The sequence below is a fragment of the Devosia nitrariae genome, from assembly GCF_030160115.1.
In the GTDB taxonomy this organism is placed as follows: Bacteria; Pseudomonadota; Alphaproteobacteria; order Rhizobiales; family Devosiaceae; genus Devosia; species Devosia nitrariae.
This window is the reverse complement of the sequence record NZ_BSNS01000022.1, coordinates 251,289-265,489: the sequence shown is the minus strand read 5'-3', so window position 1 is coordinate 265,489 and position 14,201 is coordinate 251,289. Positions and strand designations below refer to the sequence as shown.

General features: G+C 65.0%; 14 protein-coding genes. 8 read left to right on the top strand and 6 right to left on the bottom strand.

What is annotated here, in order from left to right; all coding sequences use genetic code 11:
• Positions 1–126: 126 nt before the first annotated feature.
• The 6 genes from QQK18_RS20930 (at position 127) to rhaM (ending at position 6,130) form a co-directional block, all read left to right on the top strand.
• Positions 127–939, top strand: coding sequence for a DeoR/GlpR family DNA-binding transcription regulator (locus QQK18_RS20930; protein ID WP_284342316.1), 813 nt, complete (start codon positions 127–129; stop codon positions 937–939).
• A 32-nt stretch (positions 940–971) separates the two neighbouring features.
• Positions 972–1,961 (top strand): rhamnose ABC transporter substrate-binding protein, encoded by a 990-nt coding sequence (rhaS, locus tag QQK18_RS20925; RefSeq protein ID WP_284342315.1) that lies wholly within the window; start codon positions 972–974, stop codon positions 1,959–1,961.
• Between the two features lie 169 nt (positions 1,962–2,130).
• Positions 2,131–3,633, top strand: coding sequence for a sugar ABC transporter ATP-binding protein (locus QQK18_RS20920; RefSeq protein ID WP_284342314.1), 1,503 nt, complete (start codon positions 2,131–2,133; stop codon positions 3,631–3,633).
• The gene (locus QQK18_RS20915; protein ID WP_284342313.1) at positions 3,630–4,607 is read left to right on the top strand and encodes an ABC transporter permease; all 978 of its coding nucleotides are present in this window, start codon (positions 3,630–3,632) and stop codon (positions 4,605–4,607) included. Before QQK18_RS20920 ends, QQK18_RS20915 begins: the two co-directional genes overlap by 4 nt.
• A gap of 189 nt (positions 4,608–4,796) precedes the next feature.
• Positions 4,797–5,801: an ABC transporter permease gene (locus tag QQK18_RS20910; RefSeq protein ID WP_284342312.1), complete on the top strand. Its 1,005-nt coding sequence runs from the start codon at positions 4,797–4,799 to the stop codon at positions 5,799–5,801.
• The gene (gene rhaM / locus QQK18_RS20905; protein ID WP_284342311.1) at positions 5,798–6,130 is read left to right on the top strand and encodes an L-rhamnose mutarotase; all 333 of its coding nucleotides are present in this window, start codon (positions 5,798–5,800) and stop codon (positions 6,128–6,130) included. The genes QQK18_RS20910 and rhaM overlap by 4 nt, the downstream gene beginning before the upstream one ends.
• A gap of 173 nt (positions 6,131–6,303) precedes the next feature.
• Here the strand turns inward: rhaM and QQK18_RS20900 are convergent, their stop codons facing one another.
• From QQK18_RS20900 to eda, 6 genes are all read right to left on the bottom strand, one after another.
• Positions 6,304–6,753, bottom strand: a complete 450-nt coding sequence (locus QQK18_RS20900) for an NfeD family protein (RefSeq protein WP_284342310.1) — start codon at positions 6,751–6,753, stop codon at positions 6,304–6,306.
• Between the two features lie 21 nt (positions 6,754–6,774).
• A complete protein-coding gene (locus QQK18_RS20895; RefSeq protein WP_284342309.1) occupies positions 6,775–7,746 on the bottom strand; it encodes an SPFH domain-containing protein in 972 nt (323 codons plus the stop codon).
• Between the two features lie 98 nt (positions 7,747–7,844).
• A complete protein-coding gene (modB, locus tag QQK18_RS20890) occupies positions 7,845–8,525 on the bottom strand; it encodes a molybdate ABC transporter permease subunit (RefSeq protein ID WP_379993925.1) in 681 nt (226 codons plus the stop codon).
• Entirely contained in the window at positions 8,525–9,250 is a 726-nt protein-coding gene (gene modA / locus QQK18_RS20885; RefSeq protein ID WP_284342307.1) for a molybdate ABC transporter substrate-binding protein, read from the bottom strand. Before modA ends, modB begins: the two co-directional genes overlap by 1 nt.
• Positions 9,251–9,313: 63 nt before the next feature.
• Positions 9,314–9,685 (bottom strand): winged helix-turn-helix domain-containing protein, encoded by a 372-nt coding sequence (locus QQK18_RS20880; protein ID WP_284342306.1) that lies wholly within the window; start codon positions 9,683–9,685, stop codon positions 9,314–9,316.
• A 7-nt stretch (positions 9,686–9,692) separates the two neighbouring features.
• Positions 9,693–10,328, bottom strand: a complete 636-nt coding sequence (gene eda, locus QQK18_RS20875; RefSeq protein ID WP_284342305.1) for a bifunctional 4-hydroxy-2-oxoglutarate aldolase/2-dehydro-3-deoxy-phosphogluconate aldolase — start codon at positions 10,326–10,328, stop codon at positions 9,693–9,695.
• A gap of 378 nt (positions 10,329–10,706) precedes the next feature.
• Here eda and nadA point away from each other — a divergent pair, with 378 nt between their 5' ends.
• Entirely contained in the window at positions 10,707–11,774 is a 1,068-nt protein-coding gene (gene nadA / locus QQK18_RS20870) for a quinolinate synthase NadA (protein ID WP_284342304.1), read from the top strand.
• Between the two features lie 147 nt (positions 11,775–11,921).
• Entirely contained in the window at positions 11,922–14,186 is a 2,265-nt protein-coding gene (locus QQK18_RS20865; RefSeq protein WP_284342303.1) for a putative bifunctional diguanylate cyclase/phosphodiesterase, read from the top strand.
• Positions 14,187–14,201: the final 15 nt, after the last annotated feature.

The following is a 14,201-nucleotide window of genomic DNA, read 5'->3' as shown; positions in this document are numbered from 1 at the left end:
CGGCGTATGTCAATCAGAAACAATCAACTTCCATCACCAATCCGGTCGCTCGACCGGAAGTGGCAAAATTCTGATTGACACTGATCGGTTTTGATGGAACTCAAATCATTGAAAGGGAGGTGCTGCGTGCACGAAACGGAACGCCACAGGGTCATTCTCGCCGCCGTGCAGGCACGGCCGGTCGCGACCGTTGCGGACTTGGTCGAGATCACCGGCACCTCGGAGGCGACCATCCGGCGCGACATTGCCGCGCTCCACATCCAGGGGCAGCTGCGGCGGGTGCGGGGCGGAGCCGAGGCGGTCAATCCGCCCGAGCAGAGCGCCCTCATCGGACGACCCTTCTCGGTCAACGAAAGCATCAACATCGGCGCCAAGCGCGCCATCGCCCGCGCGGCCGCCGATCTCTGCCGGGACGGGGAGTCGATCATCATCAATGGCGGCACCACCACTCACCAGATGGTGCCGCACCTGGCGACGCGCCGGTTGTCGGTCTTCACCAATTCCTTCGCCATTGCCGAATACCTCATCCACAATTCGCGCAACAGCGTGGTCATTCCCGGTGGCACGATCTACCGGGAGCAGAACGTCATCCTCTCTCCCTTCGGCGGGGTGGTGGCGAGCCACTTCTATGCCAAGAAGATGTTCATGGGCTGTCAGGGCCTTAACGCGCATGGCTTGATGGAGGCGGATCCGATGGTCGTGCAGTCGGAGCTGGCGCTCATCGGGCAGGCGGACGAACTGATCGTCCTGGCCGATTCGTCCAAGTTCAAGGCCAAGTCGAGCCTTATCCTGTGCGGACTCGACAGGATCACTACCGTCGTCACCGACGGGGGCATCCGCGACGAGGACCGGCAGATGCTGGAAACGGCGGGCGTCGGTCTCATTGTTGCGGAAAAAGGTGCTGATAGCGATCAGCAATCACCGTCCGTGGCCCTGTAGGGCCGCGGCATCACTCGGGAGGACTATCCAATATGAAACTCATCCATACCCTGGCCGTGACGACTGCCCTTGCGGCGGTATTCGCGGCAGCGCCTGCCTATGCGCAGACGCGCATCGCGCTCGTCGTCAAGTCGCTGGGCAACGGCTTCTTCGAGGCGGCCGCGCGCGGCGCCGAAGAGGCGGCCGGCGAACTCGGCGATGTCGAGATCATCTATACCGGCCCCACCGAACCGACGGCGGAAGCCCAGATCGAGGTGGTCAACTCGCTGATCGCCCAGCAGGTCGACGCCATCGCCATCTCGGCCAACGACCCGGATGCGCTGGTTCCGGCACTGCAGCGCGCCATGCAGCGCGGCATCACCGTCATCTCCTGGGATTCGGGCGTTGCCCCGGAAGGCCGCGAGATGCACCTCAACCCGTCCTCGAACGACCTCATCGGCAACACGATCATCAAGCTGTCTGCCGACCACCTGCCGGACGGCGGTGATGTCGCCATCCTTTCGGCGACCGCGACCGCCACCAACCAGAACATCTGGATCGCCGAAGCCGAAAAGGTGCTGCCCGACTATGAGGGTATCAACCTCGTCGCCACCGTCTATGGCGACGACCAGTCCGACAAGTCCTATCGCGAGGCGCAGGGCCTGATCTCGTCCTATCCGGGCCTCAAGGCCATCATCGCCCCGACCACGGTCGGGATCGTTGCGGCGGCGCAGGCGGTGACCGACGCCGGCAAGATCGGCGAGATCAACGTCACGGGCCTGGCGCTTCCTTCGGAAATGGCCGCGCACATCAAGTCGGGCGCCAGCCAGTCCTTTGCCATCTGGAACCCGATCGACCTCGGCTATTCGGCGACCTACATCGCCCATGCGCTGGCAACTGACGCGGCGACCGCCGAGCCGGGCGCGACGATCTCGATCGGACGGGTCGGCGAGGTCACCATCGGCGAAGACGGGCAGGCGGCAATGGCCGAGCCCTTCACCTACGATGCCTCGAACATCGACGAGTTCGCGACGATTTTCTAAAGGCATCAGTCCGGCAGACAGATCGCCGGCATCGCGTCACCCCCTCCCATCCTCCCCCATCAAGGGGGAGGTGTGCCCGGCGGTGGGTATGGCAATATCGTGCCACATCCCCGGTATCACCCTCCCCCTTGTGGGGAGGGCAAGGGAGGGGGTCCTAACCCAAGAAAACATGACCGAACCCGTCCTCACCCTTTCCGGTATCTCCAAGTCCTTTCCGGGCGTGCGCGCGCTGCACGATGTGGCGCTCGAACTCTATCCCGGCGAGGTGACGGCACTCATCGGTGAGAATGGGGCGGGCAAGTCGACGCTGGTCAAAATCCTGACAGGCATCTACCGGCCGGACGCGGGAGAAATCCATGTCCGGGGCGAGCCGGTCAGCCTGCCGACGGCACACGCCGCGTTCGAGAAGGGCATCACCGCCATCCACCAGGAGACGGTGCTGTTTGACGAATTGACGGTCGCCGAGAACGTCTTTCTCGGCCATGCGCCACGTACACGCTTCAAGCTCATCGACTGGAAGAAGATGCGCGCCGAAGCGCAGTCGCTGCTCGATTCCATGGGCGCGGAGCTTCGCGCCGATACCAGGCTCAAGGAACTCGGCATCGCCAAGAAGCATCTGGTGGGCCTTGCCCGCGCGCTCTCGGTCGAGGCGGACGTCGTGATCATGGACGAGCCGACCGCGGCCTTGAGCCAGAAGGAGATCGAGGACCTCTACGTCCTGGTCGAGCTTCTGAAAGAGGAGGGCAAGGCCATCCTCTTCATCTCGCACAAGTTCGACGAGATCTACCGCGTCGCCGACCGCTTCACGGTCTTTCGCGACGGGGAGATGGTCGGCAAGGGGATGATCAAGGAGACCGCGCAGGACGAGATCGTCAGGATGATGGTCGGGCGCTCGGTCGACCATATCTTTCCCAAGGTCAAAGCCGAGATCGGCGAAGTCGTGCTCTCGGTCGAAGGCCTCAGCCATCCCACCGAGTTCGCCGACATCTCGTTCGCGTTGCGCCGGGGGGAAATCCTCGGTTTCTACGGCCTTGTCGGGGCCGGCCGCACCGAAGTCATGCAGGCGCTGTTCGGTATTACCCGGCCTTCCGGCGGCAGCATCACCATCGATGGACGCGAGATCGCGCCCAGATCTGCGGCGGACGCGGTTGCTGCGGGCATCGTCTATGTGCCCGAGGAGCGGGGCAAGCAGGGCGTCGTCATCGGCCTACCCATCTTCCAGAACGTGTCGCTGCCTTCGCTCAAACGCACCAGCACATCGAGCGTGCTGCAGCTGGCGCAGGAGTTCGCGCTCGCCCGCACTTATACCGAACGGCTCGACCTTCGGGCGGCATCACTCAGCCAGGATGTCGGCACGCTCTCAGGCGGCAATCAGCAGAAGGTGGTCATCGCCAAGTGGCTGGCGACCAACCCCCGCGTCATCATTCTCGACGAGCCGACAAAGGGCATCGACATCGGCTCCAAGGCCGCCGTCCATGCCTTCATGAGCGAACTCGTCGGCCAGGGACTTTGCGTCATCATGGTCTCTTCCGAACTGCCCGAGGTCATGGGCATGTCCGACCGCGTCGTCGTCATGCGCGAAGGGCGCATCGCCGGCGTCTTCGACAATAAGGGGCTCGATCCGGTGACCCTCGTCGAGACGGCCGCCGGCATCAGGAGCCAAGCGGCATGATCCGGTTACTCAAGCAGCGGGAGGTGATGCTCCTTGCCATCATCGCCATCATCGTGGCGCTGGTGACCACTCGTTCGGCCGGCTTCGGGCGCCCGGGGAACCTGACAGCCATTTTCAACGACACGGCAGTGCTGATGATGCTGGCGTGCGGGCAGCTCGTCGTCATCCTCACCCGCTCGATCGACCTGTCGCTTGCCTCCAACCTGGCGCTGACCGGCATGATTGCCGCCATGGTCAACGCGGCAATGCCGGGCATTCCGGTCGAGGTACTGATCCTGGGCTGCATCGTCGTCGGTGGGCTCCTGGGCATGTTCAACGGGCTGCTCGTCTGGAAACTCAACATTCCGCCCATCGTCGTCACGCTCGGCACGCTGACCATCTATCGAGGCACTGTGTTCCTCGTTTCCGGCGGCACCTGGGTCAACGCGGTCGAGATGTCGGACCGGTTCAAGTCCTTTACCCGCGCCGAATTCCTCAGCCTGCCCATGCTCTCCTGGATTGCCATCCTCGTCATCGCGCTCTTTGCGCTGATGATGCTGCGCACCCCGCTCGGTCGAGCGTTCTATGCCACGGGCATCAATCCGACGGCAGCGACCTATGCTGGGATCGATGTCGGCAAGACCAAGTTCATCGCCTTTACCCTTGCCGGCATGGTCGCCGGGCTCGCCGGGTACCTCTGGGTCTCGCGCTACGTCATCGCATCGGTCGACGTTGCGCGCGGGCTCGAACTGCAGGTGGTCGCCGCCTGCGTCATTGGGGGCGTCTCGATCGCCGGCGGCATCGGCACGGTCGGCGGCGCGGTGCTCGGCGCCCTGTTCCTCGGCGTCATCAACAACGCCCTCCCCGTCATCGGCGTCTCCCCCTTCTGGCAGATGGCGATCTCGGGCGCGGCGATCATCACGGCGGTGATCTTCAACGCCCGCGGCGAGCGCCGCGGCGGCCGGATCATCCTCAAGACGGCGGAGGCGGGATGATGGGTATCGTATGTAGTCCGGCTTGGATGTGGTCCGGGCTTACCCCCCTCCCATCCTCCCCCACAAGGGGGGAGGTGCCGCCTAGTGTTCGTGGCACGATCTTGCCACAAGCACTGACATCCACCTCCCCCCTTGTGGGGGAGGTCGGGAGGGGGGTGTCTTGTTCCGCCACAGCACCAAGGGCGTCCCATGACTGACGCTGCCGAAACCACTCACCGCCACATCCCGGACCGGCTGGACAATCCGATTAAGTCCGCTGTCCTCTCCTGGGAGACGCTGCTCGTTCTCGTGGCGGTGGTCATCTTCATCCTCAATTCGCTGGCCTCGCCCTATTTCCTCAACGCCTGGAGCCTTTCCGACCTCACCTTCAACTTCACCGAAAAGGCGGTGATCGCGCTGGCGATGGCGCTGCTCATCACCTCGGGGGAGATTGACCTTTCGGTAGCGGCCATCATCGCGCTGGCTTCGACGCTGATGGGGATGGCGGTGCAGTGGGGCGTGCCGACACCGGGGCTGGTGGCCATCGGCATTGGCGTGGGGCTTGCCTGCGGAGCCTTCAATGGCGCGCTGGTGACGGGCCTGAAGCTGCCTTCGATCGTCGTCACCATCGGCACGATGAGCCTGTTCCGTGGCATCTCCTATGCCATCCTCGGTGACCGGGCCTATGGCGGTTATCCGAGCGACTTCTCGTTTGTCGGGCAGGGCTATGTGTGGTGGGTCATTTCGTTCGAACTGGTGCTGTTCGTTTTCGCGGCGGTGCTCTTCTGGTTCGCGCTGCACCGTACCAATTTCGGCCGACAGATCTTTGCCATCGGCAATAACGCGGTGGCCGCGCAGTTCTCGGGCGTGCGGGTTGCTCGTATCAAGTTCGTGCTCTTTTGCCTCACCGGCCTGATGAGCGGCATTGCCGCCGTCATGCTGACGGCGCGGCTGGGCTCGACGCGACCTTCGATCGCGCAGGGCTGGGAGCTCGAGGTCATCACCATGGTGGTGCTGGGCGGGGTCAATATCCTGGGTGGCGCCGGCTCGATCACGGGCGTCGTCCTGGCGGCCCTGATCATGGGGCTCGTCACCTTCGGCCTGGGGCTGCTCAACGTGCCGGGCATCGTCATGTCGATCTTCATCGGCGGTCTGCTGATCACGGTCATCGCGCTGCCGATCCTTTATCGCATGTGGAGGGAGCGCAGGGCATGATCGAACAGGACGGTTGGGAAAAGCACGCTTTCAAGATGCGGCTCAATCCAGGGATGGCCGCCGAATACAAGAAACGTCACGACGAGATTTTCCCCGAGCTCGTGACGCTGTTGAAGGACGCAGGGGTGCGGGACTATTCAATCCATCTCGACGAGGAGACCAATACGCTCTTCGGCGTGCTCTGGCGGCGCAAGGACCACACCATGGCGGACCTGCCTGCCCACCCGGTCATGCAGCGCTGGTGGGCGCACATGGCCGACATCATGGCCACCAACGACAAGAACGAGCCGCTCTCGGTCGACCTCAAGCCGGTGTTCTGGCTGGAATAGCGGCCCTTACGTCGCTCCGGGTAAACCCCTCACCCGGCGCTTCGCGCCGACCTCTCCCCAGAGGGGCGAGGTGAGCCCCGGTGGGCAGGCTTGTCTTCCAGCGTGCGCCACGGCGTCCCCTCGCCCCTTTGGGGAGGGTCAGGGTGAGGGGGCTTTGGCCCGCACAATTGAGACTACGCCGCCTCGATCAGCAGCACCGTCCCGTCGGCGCCGACGATCTTGACCCTGGTGCCCGCGGGAAGGTCCGGACCTGCAACACGCCAGACGGTGTCTTCCAGTACCAGTCGTCCGTAGCCGCCGGCGACCGGGTCGTCGAGTACGGCTTCACGCCCGACAAGGCGCTCGGCGCGGCGGTTGAGGTAGGGGCGGTCGGTGACCTGCGGGCGGGCGCGGAAGAAGCGCAGCCAGGCAAAGATCGCAATCAGCGAGAGGATGCCGAAGAGGCCCCATTGCATGGGCAGCGAGAGCGGCTGGATCATGGCGGCAAGGCCGGTGACGATGCCGGCGATGCCGAGCCAGAGCAGGAAGCCGCCCGGAATGACGAGCTCGAGGGCGAGGAGGATCAGCCCGGCGATGATCCAGGCCCAGGGGCCGTAGGCCAAGAGAAAGTCGACGATCTGCATTGGTGTCCCCCTGAGCCTATACTAGCCGGCGCTGGGCGGGCGGGCACCGCGCATCGGGGGCGTGCGGTTTTCGCCGAACGCCTCGCGGGCGATTTCGGCGATGCCGCCGATCGAGCCGATAACGCTCGCGGCCTCGACCGGCAGCATCAGCACCTTCTGGTTGGGCGAGGTCGCGAGCCGCTCGAGCGCCTTGATGTAGTTGTTGGCGACGAAATAGTTGATGGCCTGCACGTCGCCGGAGGCAATCGCCTGGCTCACCATCTCGGTTGCCTTCGCCTCGGCTTCGGCGGAGCGCTCGCGGGCCTCGGCGTCGCGGAAGGCAGCCTCGCGCCGACCCTCGGCCTCCAGCACCTGCGCCTGCTTCGCGCCCTCGGCCTGCAGGATCGCCGCCTGCCGGCGGCCCTCGGCCTCGAGGATGGCGGCCCGCTTCTCGCGCTCGGCCTTCATCTGCCGGCCCATGGATTCAACGAGGTCCTTGGGCGGATCGATGTCCTTGATCTCGATGCGGGTGATCTTGACGCCCCAGGGCGAGACGGCGGTATCGACGACGCGCAGCACGCGGGTGTTGATCTCGTCGCGGTTGGACAGGAGCTCGTCAAGGTCCATCGAGCCCATGACCGAGCGGATGTTGGTCATGGTAAGGTTGAGGATGGCGTGCTCGAGATTGGTCACCTCATAGGCGGCGGCCGCGGCATCGAGGATCTGGTAGAAGGTGACGCCATTGGCGGTGACCGTGGCGTTATCGCGGGTGATGACCTCCTGGTGGGGAACGTCGAGCACCTGCTCCATCATGTTGATCCGCTTGCCGACCGTATCGATGAACGGGACGATGAGGTTGAGGCCGGGCGACAGGGTGCGCGTATATTTGCCGAAGCGTTCGATGGTGAAGTTGTAGCCCTGCGACACAGTCTTGATGCCGGCAAACAGCACCAGGATGGCGAGGATGCCGATAACGATCAGCGTCACGCTGCCGCCGTCGATGAATAAATCCATGTTTTCAAATCTCCCCCGAGCAATCGATGGCGGGACTGTAGTCGATTGCGTGGCAGGGCGGGAACAGGATTTTTCTGCGATCGCCGCCCGGTGCCGTCTTACGGCCGTGGCAAGCCTGCGCGGCGGTCGATCATCAGCATACCGGTGATGGCAACGAACCCGAAAACGACCATGCCGAGCGAAAGGATATGGGCCGAATTCCACTCCAGCCGCTCGACATAGTCGTAGATGGCGATGGAAAGGACCCTAGTTTCGCCGGGGATATTGCCGCCGATCATCAGCACCACGCCGAACTCGCCCACGGTATGGGCAAAGGTGAGCACCGCACCGGTCAGGTACCCCGAGCGCGAGAGCGGTACCACGACCCGGCGGAAGCTCTGCCAGCGCGTTGCGCCCAGGGTCTCGGCCGCCTCCTGATATTCCCGAGGCACCGCCTCGAAGGCCGACCGCAACGGGTGCACCATGAAGGGCAGGGAATAGAGGATCGAGCCGATGAGCAGGCCGATAAAGGAGAAGGCGAGAGTGCGCGCGCCCCAGAGCCCGGCGATGGCCCCGCCCGGCCCGCTGGGGCCGAGGGCGATGAGCAGATAAAAGCCGATGACGGTCGGGGGCAGCACCAGCGGTAGCGCAACGATACCGCCGATCATCTCGCGCCCTTTCCAGTCCGTGCGCGCCAACCACCAGGCGAGGGGCGTCCCAAGCGCCAGAAGGCAGAGCGTGGTGACTGCCGAGAGCGTCAGCGTCAGGATGACCGGCGGCCAGAGTTCGGAAAGCGCGATCACGGCACGTCGTATCCGGCCGCCTCGATCAGTGCGACGGCCTCGCCCGAGCGCAGGAAATCGAGGAAGGCGACGGCTGCGGGGTTGGTCTCACCGGCTTTCAGCAGCACGGCATCCTGGCGGATCGGCTGGTGGAAGTCGGCCGGCACCAGCCATTGGTGGGGCCTGCCGACCACCTGGCTCGCGGCAACGAAACCGAGCTCGGCATTGCCGGTCTCGACGAACTGCAGCGTTTGCGAAATGTTCTCGCCGGTAACGAGCCGTCCCTTGATCGCCTCGTAGAGGCCGAGCGCTTCGAGCGTCTCAATGGCAGCGGCGCCATAGGGCGCGGCAGCGGGGTCGGCGATGGCCAGCTTGCTGAAGGGCTCTTGCAGGACCACCTCTCCCGCCGAGACGTCCAGGGTCGGGCTATATAGCACCAGCCGTCCAACGGCGTAGGTGAAGGCGGTGCCCGCAACGGCGAGGCCTTGTTCGATGGCGATGCGGGGTCGCTCGTTGTCGGCCGCGAGGAACACCTCATAAGGCGCCCCTTGAGTGATCTGGGCATAGAGCTGACCAGTCGAGGCAAAGCTCAGCACCGGCTCATGCCCGGTTTGGGCGGCGAACATTTCTGCAAGGTCTTCGGCGAGCGCAGTGAAATTGGCGGCGACGGCGATGGTGACGGTTTCGGCATGGGCGGGGCTGGGCGACACGGCGGACAGCAGGGCGAGGACGACGCGTTTCATCATTGGCTCCGATATGTCCGTCTAAACATATCGTCTGCCAAACATGTCCTTGCCGATCAAGCGTTATTTCCTTCCGGAAATAACGGCGAGCCGCGTCCGCAGGGCAGCGACATCGGCGGCGATGGCCGCTGCGGTTTTGTCCTGCATGGCGCGATAGCGGGCGAGGACCTCGGCGCCGAGATCTGTCAGGTGCGCGCCGCCCTGGGCGGCGCCGCCGCGGCTGGCCTCGACCAGCGGCGCGCCGAACCCGTCATTGAGGGCCTGCACCAGTCCCCAGGCGCGCTTGTAGCTCATGCCCATGCGCCTGCCGGCAGCCGAGATCGACCCGGTCGCGGCAATGCCCTCGAGCAGGTCGGCGCGGCCCGGTCCGATATAGGCGGTCTCGGAGAGGGTTACGCGCAAATGGCCGAGCCCGCTTTCGGGCACGCCGGCCATGGCGGCCTCAGCCCCTGAGGGCCGCCGCCTCGCGCGCGAGGGTCTCGATGCGGGCAAAGTCCCCGCTCTCGACCGCGTCGGCCGGCATGATCCATGAGCCGCCGACGCAGATGACGTTGGACAGCGCCAGGTAGGTTTTGGCCTTGGCCGCGTCGATGCCGCCGGTCGGGCAGAAGGTGACGTCCGGCAGGGGCGAGGCGAAGGCCTTGAGGACGGGGGCGCCGCCAAGCGCCTCGGCCGGGAAGAACTTGAGGTACGAGTAGCCGCGCTCGGCGGCAGTCATGGCCTCGGTCGGCGTGCCGATACCGGGCAGCAACGGAATGCCGATATCGTCGGCGGCATCGAGCAGGCGCGGCGACGCGCCGGGCGAGACCATGAAGCGCGCGCCGGCGTCGACCGACTGCTGCATGTGCTGGGCATTGCGCACCGTACCGGAGCCAACGATAGCGCCCTCGACCTTGCCCATCTCCTCGATCACCCGGATCGCATTGGCCGTGCGCAGCGTCACCTCCAGCACCGGCAGACCGCCGGCCACCAGCGCTTGCGCCAGCGGCCGGGCTTTGGAGACATCATCAAGGATGATGACCGGCACGACGGGAGCGAGCGAGAGGATGGAGCGGATGGCTTCTGCGTCCTGGGGCATGGCGGCGATCCTGCGCTGGAGTTGCCCCGTGGTAGGGGCTCGGTCGCGTTTGAGCAAGCGCCAATTTCGTTAGCTGCTGAGGTCACAGATCACCCCCCTCCCAACCTCCCCCACAAAGGGGGGAGGTGCTGTTTTGTGGGCGTGGTACCATTCTGCCAAAGGCACAGGGTTCACCCCCCCCCTTGTGGGGGAGGTTGGGAGGGGGAACTTCGGGGCACCCAATTCCGCGCTCGCTCGATTGAAATAGGTCTCGAAAGTGCCTAGGTAACCCCGGCAGCTGGAGCACTTCCCGTTCCGACGCGGTCGAAGCGGGGTCTCTGGCTCTTTGCCTCTCGCATTTTCGAACCTGAAAATGCTCCGGCGCCGAGGAGGGTTGCCATGGTTCAGACGATCAACGCGTTCACCCCGCTCGAAGACGCGCGCGCCATCCTCGCGGAAAACTTCGACCTCAAGTTCTCGCCCGCCGTTGAACGCGAAACCGGCGGCATCTTTGATCGCGTCAGGGACAAGATCCCGGAGATCGAATGGCCCTTCTATGCGCCGCTGATCTTCCAGATCAACCGGCTCAAGAAGGAGAGGGATGCGGTCATCCTCGCCCACAACTACCAAACGCCGCAGATCTACCATGGCGTTGCCGATTTCGTCGGCGACAGCCTGCAGCTGGCCATCGAGGCGACGCGCGTCGACCAGTCGGTGATCGTGCAGTGCGGCGTGCATTTCATGGCCGAGACCAGCAAGCTCCTGAACCCTCAAAAGACGGTGCTGATCCCCGACAGCCGTGCCGGCTGCTCACTTGCCGAATCCATCTCGGTCGACGACGTCGAGGCGATGCGCGAGATGTATCCGGGTGTACCGGTCGTCACCTATGTCAACACCTCGGCGGCGGTCAAAGCCGTGACCGACGTCTGCTGCACCTCGTCCAATGCGCTCGACATCGTCGAGGCGGTCGAGGGCGACACGGTGATCATGATCCCCGACCAGTATCTGGCGCAGAACACGGCCAAGAGGACCAAGAAGAAGGTCATCACCTGGGCGGGCGCCTGCGAGGTGCACGAGACCTTCACGGCCGAGGACATCGCCGAATTGCGCCATGCCTATCCGACGGCCAAGATCATCGCCCACCCCGAGTGTCCGCCGGAGGTGATCGATGCGGTCGATTTCGCCGGCTCGACCGCGGCGATGATCGACTGGGTCAAGACAGAAAGGCCGGCTCGCGTGGTGATGGTCACCGAGTGCTCGATGTCGGACAATGTCGCCTCGGAGACGACGGGCGTCGATTTCCTGCGGGGATGCAACATCTGTCCGCACATGAAGCGGATCAACCTCGAGAATGTCCTGTGGTCGCTCCATACCGGCACCGAGGAGGTGACGGTGCCTGAAGACATCATCCCTCCGGCGCGCCGGGCGGTCGAGCGCATGATCGAGATGAGCCGCAAGCGCGACTAAGGTCGGGCGGAGACAGCTTGTTTACCCTCTTGTCGATCGTCTCGCGCGCTCGGCAAGCCGCAGAGACGGCGTAGAGCCTTCATTAAGGCGGTCGCCCTAGGGTCCCGTTGAAGGGGCAGAAGCCCTGGTTGGCGGTGCCCCGAGAAGATGGCGAACGGCGGACAGAAAGAGCAAGCGGAAGCGAAGGCCGCCTGGGAGGTCCGTCGGCAGGCGGCCGTCAAGGCGCTCGCCATTCTCGACACGCCGCCAACGCCCGAATTCGAGGCCCTGGTCGATATCGTCGGCCAGACGCTCGGCGTGCCGATCTGCGGGATCTCGCTCATCGACGACAGGCGCCAATGGTTCAAGGCGCTGCGTGGCCTCGGGCTCAAGCAGATGCCGCGCGAGCATGCTTTCTGCAACCGACTGATCGAATCCGGTGCGCCTCTCGTCATCTCCGATCTTGCCGCCGAGAGCGCCAGCAGCAGCCATCCGCTCGTTGCCGGCGGACCCAGGTTGCGTTTCTATGCGGGTGCGCCCCTGACCCTCGAGGACGGTCTCGTCGTCGGGGCGATATGTGTCTTCGACACGGCGCCGCGCGTTTTCGAGAAGAAGGAGGCCGAGGCGCTTTCGCGCCTTGCCGGCATCGCCGAGGGGTTGCTGCGGCAGTTCGAAAGCGCAGAAAAACTGGCGCGGCTGAGCCGCGAAGCCGAGGCGCATCTGCGGCTCGTCGAAGATCAGCGTCGCCAGCTCTTCCAGCAGCACCGCGTCCTGTCGCAGGCATCGGTCATGGCGCGCATCGGCGCTTGGGAGCGGGATCTGGCGACCGGCGCCTATCGCTGGAGCGAAGGCATGTATCGGCTGCACGAGGTCGGTGAGGATTTCGTGGTCGACGAGGAGGCGGTGTTCTCCTTCTACCCACGCAGCGAACGGCGACGCATCGCCGGCGTCATCGCCCGGGCGCGCAAGGCCAACACCTCCTACCGGCTCGACGCACAGATCGTGACCGGCAAGGGCAACCGGCGCTGGGTGCGGATCAGCTCGGAGGCCGAGATGATCGACGGTGTCCCGGTGCGCCGCTTCGGCATCATGCGCGACATCACCGATGAGAAGGAGGCGGCGGACCGCATCGCCTCCATGGCCGAGCGCGACGCCCTGACCGGGCTCTATAACCGGGCCTTCCTCCAGACCCGCATCGACGGCCTGGCAGAGACCGTCCCCGGGCGGCGCCACGCCTTCCTGCTACTCGACCTCGATGGCTTCAAGGACATCAACGACACCCATGGTCACGCCGCGGGCGACGAGTGCCTGAGGCGGGTGTCGCGGCGGATCGGGCGGGCGGCCGGGCGCGGGGCTCTGGTGGCGCGGATCGGCGGCGACGAATTCGCCATTCTCGTCGAGGAATCGCAGGGGCGGGATGCGCGGGCGCTGGCGCGGCATGTGCGCAAGGCCATACAGGTGCCGCTGCGCTGGCAGGGCCAGGCCTTTCAGCTCAGCGCCTCGATCGGCATCGCCTACTGGCCGGGAACCGGTCCCATCCGCAGCGATGCGCTCTTTGCCGATGCGGACCTGGCGCTCTACGATGCCAAGGGTGCCGGCAAGAACTGCGATGCGGTCTACCGGGTCGAACTCAAGGCCGAAGCCACGCAACGCTTCGCCATCGTGCGCGACATCAGCCGGGCGCTGAAGCGCGGCAATCTTGAACTCTACTATCAGCCCAAGGTGCGGCTTGCCGACGGTGCGCATAGAGGGTTCGAGGCGTTGTTGCGCTGGGTGCGTGAGGACGGATCGGTGGTCGCGGCCGGGGCGTTCGGGCCGGCGCTCAAGGACCCCGGGCTCTCCGTCGAGATCGGCCACTTCGTCCTGCGCTCCGGCTTGGAGCAGGCAGCCGAGTGGCAGCGCCAAGGCCTCGCCTTCGGGTCGGTCGCCATCAACCTCGGCGCCAGCCAGTTCCGCCACCGCAACCTCGCGCGCACCATCCTCGAGCACATCGCCAGCCTCGGCCTGCCGCCCGGGTCGATCGAGGTCGAGGTCACCGAGGATGTATTCCTGTCACGCGCGGCCGGGTACGCACCCGAGATCTGCCGGGACCTGAAGCAGGGTGGGGTCACCATTGCCTTCGACGATTTTGGCACTGGCTTTGCCTCGCTGACGCACCTGCGCGAGTTTCCGGTGGACGTCCTCAAGATCGACCGTAGCTTCATCTCCCGGCTCGGCACCGATGCCAGCACCACCTCGATCGTCCACGCGGTCATCGACCTAGCGCACAATCTCGACCTGCAGACGGTGGCCGAAGGCGTGGAGACCGAAGGCCAGGCGCAGTTCCTGCGCGCGGTCGGTTGCGAATGGGCGCAAGGCTATCTCTATGCCCGGCCGATGGATGCGCGGTCGGTGCCGGCTTATCTCGGGGCAGCAGAGCGGTTGCGGGCCTAGGATGTATTGATATTC

What these genes read in the sequence shown, in the direction of transcription:
- rhaS (WP_284342315.1), top strand. Translation starts at nt 972, where the DNA reads ATGAAACTCATCCATACCCTGGCCGTGACGACTGCCCTTGCGGCGGTA.
- QQK18_RS20920 (WP_284342314.1), top strand. Translation starts at nt 2,131, where the DNA reads ATGACCGAACCCGTCCTCACCCTTTCCGGTATCTCCAAGTCCTTTCCG.
- QQK18_RS20915 (WP_284342313.1), top strand. Translation starts at nt 3,630, where the DNA reads ATGATCCGGTTACTCAAGCAGCGGGAGGTGATGCTCCTTGCCATCATC.
- QQK18_RS20910 (WP_284342312.1), top strand. Translation starts at nt 4,797, where the DNA reads ATGACTGACGCTGCCGAAACCACTCACCGCCACATCCCGGACCGGCTG.
- rhaM (WP_284342311.1), top strand. Translation starts at nt 5,798, where the DNA reads ATGATCGAACAGGACGGTTGGGAAAAGCACGCTTTCAAGATGCGGCTC.
- QQK18_RS20900 (WP_284342310.1), bottom strand. Translation starts at nt 6,753, where the DNA reads ATGCAGATCGTCGACTTTCTCTTGGCCTACGGCCCCTGGGCCTGGATC.
- QQK18_RS20895 (WP_284342309.1), bottom strand. Translation starts at nt 7,746, where the DNA reads ATGGATTTATTCATCGACGGCGGCAGCGTGACGCTGATCGTTATCGGC.
- modA (WP_284342307.1), bottom strand. Translation starts at nt 9,250, where the DNA reads ATGAAACGCGTCGTCCTCGCCCTGCTGTCCGCCGTGTCGCCCAGCCCC.
- QQK18_RS20880 (WP_284342306.1), bottom strand. Translation starts at nt 9,685, where the DNA reads ATGGCCGGCGTGCCCGAAAGCGGGCTCGGCCATTTGCGCGTAACCCTC.
- eda (WP_284342305.1), bottom strand. Translation starts at nt 10,328, where the DNA reads ATGCCCCAGGACGCAGAAGCCATCCGCTCCATCCTCTCGCTCGCTCCC.
- nadA (WP_284342304.1), top strand. Translation starts at nt 10,707, where the DNA reads ATGGTTCAGACGATCAACGCGTTCACCCCGCTCGAAGACGCGCGCGCC.
- QQK18_RS20865 (WP_284342303.1), top strand. Translation starts at nt 11,922, where the DNA reads ATGGCGAACGGCGGACAGAAAGAGCAAGCGGAAGCGAAGGCCGCCTGG.